Genomic DNA, 6,316 nt, shown 5'->3' on the forward strand with positions numbered 1-6,316 from the left:
ATGTCGATCCCCCTGCCCGACCCCGCGCAGGGGGGTGACATTGAATCTGTTTTACTCGTTCCAGTGCCACATCGGCCGCTCGCCGCCGGCGGCGCCCCTCCCCTCCCCTCCGGGTCCCTGACCCGCGCCATCAATGACGAAGAGCTGATTGCGCTTTGGCTACGCCGGCCGAATCTGTCGCCGCGCACCGTACGCAACTGCCGCAAGGAAGCTGACCGCTTCCTGTACTGGATTCGCGCGCATGGCAAACACCTGGTCGACGTCCGCTACGAAGACCTGCTGGCGTTCGCCGCTTTCATCGCCGATCCGCAGCCGGCCGACCAGTGGATCAGCGCAACGCGGTTCCCGCGCGTCGACCCGCGCTGGCGGCCGTTCTGCGGCCGGCTGGCCGATGTGTCGCAGCTGCAGGCGCTGACCGTCATCAAGAGCTTGTTCCGATGGGCTTGCGCCGCCGAGTATCTGCAGGCGAACCCGGCCCAGCTGCTTACCGGCATGCGCGCAGTCAGCAGCGAAACCATCGAGCGCCACCTGCCCCCGGCCGCGATCTCGCTGCTGCTCGAAGCGGCCGACATCCTGCAGGGCGCTACGCCAGGCGCCGCCCTGCGGCGCGCCCGCGCGCGCTTCCTGGTGCAGGCCTACTACCTCACGGCCGTGCGCCTGAATGAACTCGTCGGCGCAGACATGCGCAGTATCCGGCGCGACGACAGCGGAGCATGGTGGCTCCATGTCCTGGGTAAAGGTAGCAGACGCGGCAAGGTCCCTGTCCCCCCATCCTTGCTCGCCGAATTCCGCCAGTACCGGCAAGCGTTCGGCCTGGCCGCGCTGCCGGCACCAGGCGAAACGATATCGCTCGTGCTGGCGAGCCGCGGCCCCCAGCGCGGCGCCAGCCACTACGCTGTCGCCGCCGCCCTCAAGGCCGTAATCCGCCGCGCGCACGCCCTTGCCCTGGAAGCCGGCATGCCCGAGATCGCGGATCGCCTGGCGAGCGCGTCGACGCACTGGCTGCGTCATTCCTCGCTGACGCACCAGGCCAACGGTGGCGTGCCGCTCAAGACCGTTCAGCATAATGCCCGCCATGCCTCGATCAAGACCACCGGGCGGTATCTGCACAAGGACGACGTCGAGCGCCACGCCGAGACGCTCAGTGCTTTGCGTATCGACCTGCCCGGGCCAAAATAACCCCCGGCCATCACTCGATCACTTCGCGCAAATTGCCGTTTGCGACCCCTTTGTAGAGCCCGAGCATTTTTGCGCCGCCGTACAACTCGAAGTGCCCATCGATGCGCACCTCGGCGGTGCCGTCGAAAAAGCGCACCGCGATGTTCTTGCCGACGTGCTGGTAGCGCTTGTAGCGGCATTGCGTAGCGATCGCCTTCAACGCCGCGTTCGGATCGGGTTCGCTCATGCGCTGGGCCTGGGCTGCTTTGGCAGCATAGTCAACCCTCTTCGCGTTGTGCAGCATCGCCAGGATGTAGCGGTACGCCCGAGCGGAATTGATACCGATCTTGGCAAGGTAAGGCTTGGCGATCGCATAGACGTGCTCCAGCTGGTGGCCTGCTTGCTTCGCAATGCCGAGCAGCTTGCAGATGCCGGTTGGCGAAATGCCCGTTTCAGCGGGAATCATGGCGACGGCTGGTGGCAGGGTTGGGGGGTTGCCCTTCCGATTTTCTATCGAAATCTCCTGTAGATCTTTTTTTAAACTAAGATCAACGTATATAGGACCATCGGACATTTCTGTCTCTTGGGGCGCCGCCGGGCTCGGCTTTTCCTGTGAGGCAGCTGCCGCCGGCTGCTCTTGCAGCGCGGCTAAAAGCTGCGGCTCGGGCGCTACGGCCGGTTCTGGCTGCGGCTGCGGCTGAACTGGTGCCGGCTCTTCCGGCGGCGCAGCTGGCTCGTGCGATTCCGGTGCTGCAGTTGGCTCCTGATGCTCCTGTCGCACTACTGGGGCCGGCTGCTGTTGCATCGAGGGTGGCTTCTGCTTCGTTATCGTAGGCAATTCCACTAAAGCGCACAGGGCCTGCGTGAAGACGTAGCGTCGTGACTCGAAGACCCCGTACTCGGATCGTCCCTCGCTCGCTGGCAGGACCCAGTCGTAATCCCGGAAGATGCGCACCGCGCGTTGCACGGTCTTATAGCTGACGTTGGCCTCTGTTGCCATACGGTCGAGACGCGCGCGAATAACGGCGAGGCCGTTTTGAGCAGATGCCCTGGACACCAAGGTTTTAAGGACCAAAAGGGTACTTCTTGTTAATCGACGGAAGGTTGGGTGGGTTTCAACCCTCATCAAGGCAGCTTGTATAGCCGTTGGAAGATGCAAGTATGGCCGAGCGATATCACTAAGAGTTTGTGCGGACACAATCTATCCTATCTGTAAGGCAAGCAGCCCTACAAAGTGTTTGACGAGCACACTACCGGGGTATAGGATGAAGGTTCTGAGCATTCACCGTACCTGTAGTGTTTCAAATAAATGTTGTTGAGCAAGCCCGGCCTGCAAGCTGGGCTTTCTCTTTTGCGCTTTAGCTACTTCATCTCATGATGTTCTCGATATAATGCAAAAACCCAGCAATTAGCTGGGTTCTGGTTTTACTGTATGGCCTAGGTTTGAGCTAAAATTTCCGTGCAATTGCACCGTGCAACGTCCGTAAGTAATTGATTAATAAGCATATTTTACTTTTCTCCGTAATTTTCTGTTGAGAACATCTTAAGAGATTCGATTACTTTCATCATTGCTGCGTCTGCGTCTACCTCGCTATCACTGACTCTGACAGTGATTACTCGGCCATCTCGCTTTGCTGAGAACAGTTGTCGCCCATTCGCGCTTGTGACAACTTTTGTACGGTTGTTGCTTCTTCCGGTCTTTTGCTCTTTTTGTTTGTACATTTGCTCAAACCAGCCCTTAACTGACGTGCTAGGGGCCCCCTTTTTTATACGCTCGACCGCTTGGATGATTAGTGCTTCTTCCGTAGGATGATCCGCTAATAACTGATTAATAATTTCAGCGGTCTTAATTCCGAACAGATCAGACTGCTTTTCAAGCATGGAAACAATCGGCCGCGGGAGCCTTAGCATAGAGAGGCAGCGCGAAACATGGGTCGTGTTCGTTGCAAATAGCGTGGCTATTTTCGCTTGATTTCCAAGTCCTCGATCCAACGCAAATTGATATAGGTGACCTTGTGCAAAGGGACTATCGTTCTTTCTACCTTCATTGTGGGTAACGACTTTTTTGAGTGCCTCAGCATCGTCACACTCAAAGATAATAGCGTTAATTGCGGTCCAGCCTTTTAGGCGCGCGGCTCTGATTCGCCGATGCCCAGCCAGTAATTCATAACGGTTGCCTTTACGTCGCACCTGGATAGGCTCATTCTGCCCCGCGCTCTCCATTCCTCCGGCAAGCTCATCAAGTGCAATTGGGTCGTAATCTCGGAATGGATTTTGGTAAGGACTATCATCAACGAGATCGCACGGTATCTCGATGATCTTATTGTCTTCATCATTTAACCCAGTTTCTGCATGTAGTGAAGGTCGATGTGTTTCAGTCGATGCTTCGCGTGCAAGCATCTGCTCTACGCTTTCATTTGGCCCAGTAGGGGGCGTATGCAGAATGATTCCCCCGGTGTCCTGCCGATGGCTGTTATGGTCCATTTTTTTATGACCACGGCTTGCAGCTAAATGTTGAAGAATGTCGTGGTCCGATGTTTTCTTAGACATCACAGGACTCCCATTTTCGCTAAAAGGTCACTGGCGACTTTGCGTAAATCCTCAGCGCCAGGACTATTTGGCTTAGATAAGAAAAGGGGTAACTCGTAGGTATCTGACGAGAGGGTTTTGGGGAAGTCTTCGCTGCGACGGATAATTGAATTCATCCACTGGTCATTGTAAGTCCTACGGATCATGGCCGTTTGGTTTAGCACGCGGGTACGTGTCACGTCAAAAAAATTTCCCACGATAAGAAGTTCTGGACAGCGGCCTGCTTCTTCTTTCATCTCGTTCAATACTCTAGAAAGATATGAGACAGCTTTGGTGCTAAATTTTTCTAAACTGATTGGCGCAACTACATAGTCGCTTGCTAAGAGGGCACTGCGAGTCATTCGGTTCTTTGCCGGTGCGGCGTCAAAAATGATGACGTCGTATGAACTTAAATCTACGCCCGGCCTCTTTCCTGTACGGCCGTCCGAAATAAGTTTCGCAAACATTGATGCCGAATTTCGGCTTTCCAACGCTTCAAAAGTCATGATCGTGTCAAGATTATCAAGTGACACATCCGACGGAATCACGTGCGGGCCATATTCTCCAAAAGGCTTTTTGATAATTTCCTCAAGTGGCATAGTTTGGGGCCATTGCGGGAAAAGGCTCCCAAAGTGATGGTCCACTACGCGCTCGTGAGACAGCCCATCCTCTTCTGCTTCCTCATGAGAAAGTTCGCTGTCGTATCCAAAGGCCAGAGTAAGATTGCTTTGAAAATCCAAATCTACCACTAACGTTTTCAAGCCCATAGTTGGAAATATGCAAGCCAAATTTGCGGCTATTGTGGATTTTCCGACTCCCCCCTTTGGGACATATACCGTTACAACAACTGGCTTCTTCGGCTTTTTATCCCCTTTTTTTTGCGCTCGCCATTGTGCAAGTTCGTACACGTTCTCGATGGTGTAAATCCGCGTACGAGGTCCTGTCTCTTGACGTTGAACATCCAGTCCAGATTCCTCGGTAGCGCGCCGGATCGTGTCGGAGGTGGTCCCCAGTATGGTTGCAATGGCTTGGGCTTTGAAGGTGCGGGTCACGTTGGGTCTTTCGGAGCAGGGGACTGTTGAATTTCATGCATTCTTACGGGTAAACATGGTTTGTGCAAGGATTTTTTAAGAAAACAGGCAAAAATACCATTACAGCTAATTTTCCAGATAACTGAAAATCTGAGGTGGTTCTGGCTTGCAGCCGCGTGTGAACGGCTACTCGGCGTGTGGACGCTACTCGAACGGGATAGAGTATTTGTCATGGCGGTACGCAGGTCCGGGTGTGGCACATCGCGGCTAGGCCTCGGATAGGCTGAGTTATCATTCTCTTGTCCGGTTACCAAGCCGATACTTGCTTCCAGCATGTCCGGGCGAATTGCGTCCTCACTCCTATTGATTGCAGCTGTGAAGATAGCCTGGGCGAACACACTCACGTTCCGCTTGGAAAAGCTGAAGATCCTCTTGACCGTCGATGTCGCGTGCGTGTCGGCCAGGTTGAGGATCGCCACTGGCGCCAATGGGCATCGTGCCGGCCTGGCCGTCATGCCGGCAGCTCAGCCGATGCGGTGCACTCCTCGTCCAGGAGCTGGTCGACCGCATTGAGCCAGGTTGTGCCACTCGGGAACTTGCGGATGATCGCCCGCGTACCCTTGGTGCGCACCACCAAGTGCGGCGTGTTCGCGCTGTCGGCCGGCGCCCACAGCACTGACATTGCCCATTCAAGGGGTTCCGCATTCCGCTGCTGTGCATGCAAGACAACCCGAATCTGGTCCAGTGCAGTGAGGGGATTGAATGCTATGTTCGGTCCGATGCCGGCCGTGGCGGCGACGCGGTCGCAGATCAACTCAAGGTAATGTTCGGCGGTTGTTTTGCCGACCTTGGCCAGCTGGCCGCGAATGCTGCCGACACATGCCTCGGCCTGTGCTTCATTGATGCCATCCGTTGATGCAATTGCCTCGACCAGAATGCTGGCCGCGCGGTCCATTATGGTCTATTGGATCGCGACGCGTTCACTTAGCGCGGCGATGTGGTCGGCGGCCGCGTCGGCAGTCGGGTCATTGGCGAGGCGCAGTCGCGCGATCAAGTCGTTCATGTCGTGGTGTATAAAGGTCGAGATAGTTGGCGATAGTGGTGCCGAGATCCTTGCGGTAGCCGCCCAGGGTGAGGGCGGTCATTGCATAGCCGTCGTTGCCGACGATAGCAAGCAGCTCGCGCAGGATCTGTGCGCCATCAGGAAAATTCGCGCACGCCACGCAATGGGCGGCGTGGCGGCATGCGGATGTAGTTTTCATATGCGCAGTCTGGTAGAGCGAGCCACGGTCGGAGGGCCAGGTTCAGCGCCGCGACGTGTGTGGCGATTCGTGCGGACAAAGCCTTTACGCTGGCGTGTCGTCAGAGGCCAATGGCGTAATAACGGCTGTCGGATCGATGGCTTTGTAGGCCGCCATCAGCGATGCCGGCGTGGTGCCGTCCTTGTTCGGTGTTGCGTACAGGACCACAGTGCCCGTGCTCGGCGTAAGCGGAATGACGAACGCGGCGATAGCGCAGATGTCGTGTTCCTTCAATAACTGTTCAATGCGTCCCCACAG

7 protein-coding genes are annotated in these 6,316 nt (G+C 56.0%); 1 reads left to right on the top strand and 6 read right to left on the bottom strand.

All coding sequences use genetic code 11. From position 1 onward, the window contains the following. Positions 1 to 1,179 (top strand): site-specific integrase, encoded by a 1,179-nt coding sequence (locus F2P46_RS33620; protein WP_166898608.1) that lies wholly within the window; start codon positions 1 to 3, stop codon positions 1,177 to 1,179. 10 nt (positions 1,180 to 1,189) lie between these two features. Here F2P46_RS33620 and F2P46_RS33625 read toward each other — a convergent pair whose 3' ends face one another. From F2P46_RS33625 to F2P46_RS33650, 6 genes are all read right to left on the bottom strand, one after another. After that, positions 1,190 to 2,233, bottom strand: coding sequence for a hypothetical protein (locus F2P46_RS33625; RefSeq protein WP_166898610.1), 1,044 nt, complete (start codon positions 2,231 to 2,233; stop codon positions 1,190 to 1,192). A gap of 434 nt (positions 2,234 to 2,667) precedes the next feature. After that, on the bottom strand, positions 2,668 to 3,708 hold the full coding sequence (locus tag F2P46_RS33630; protein ID WP_166898612.1) for a ParB/RepB/Spo0J family partition protein: 1,041 nt from the start codon (positions 3,706 to 3,708) through the stop codon (positions 2,668 to 2,670). Beyond that, positions 3,708 to 4,778: a ParA family protein gene (locus F2P46_RS33635; RefSeq protein WP_166898614.1), complete on the bottom strand. Its 1,071-nt coding sequence runs from the start codon at positions 4,776 to 4,778 to the stop codon at positions 3,708 to 3,710. The genes F2P46_RS33630 and F2P46_RS33635 overlap by 1 nt, the downstream gene beginning before the upstream one ends. A 490-nt stretch (positions 4,779 to 5,268) precedes the next feature. Further along, positions 5,269 to 5,712, bottom strand: coding sequence for a hypothetical protein (locus tag F2P46_RS33640; protein WP_166898615.1), 444 nt, complete (start codon positions 5,710 to 5,712; stop codon positions 5,269 to 5,271). Between the two features lie 70 nt (positions 5,713 to 5,782). Then, on the bottom strand, positions 5,783 to 6,019 hold the full coding sequence (locus F2P46_RS33645) for a hypothetical protein (protein ID WP_166898617.1): 237 nt from the start codon (positions 6,017 to 6,019) through the stop codon (positions 5,783 to 5,785). Positions 6,020 to 6,103: 84 nt separating this feature from the next. After that, a partial coding sequence (locus F2P46_RS33650; protein ID WP_208296885.1) for a hypothetical protein occupies positions 6,104 to 6,316 on the bottom strand: 213 nt, incomplete at its 5' end.

It is taken from the genome of Massilia sp. CCM 8734 (genome assembly GCF_011682155.1).
GTDB lineage: Bacteria > Pseudomonadota > Gammaproteobacteria > Burkholderiales > Burkholderiaceae_D > Telluria_A > Telluria_A rubra.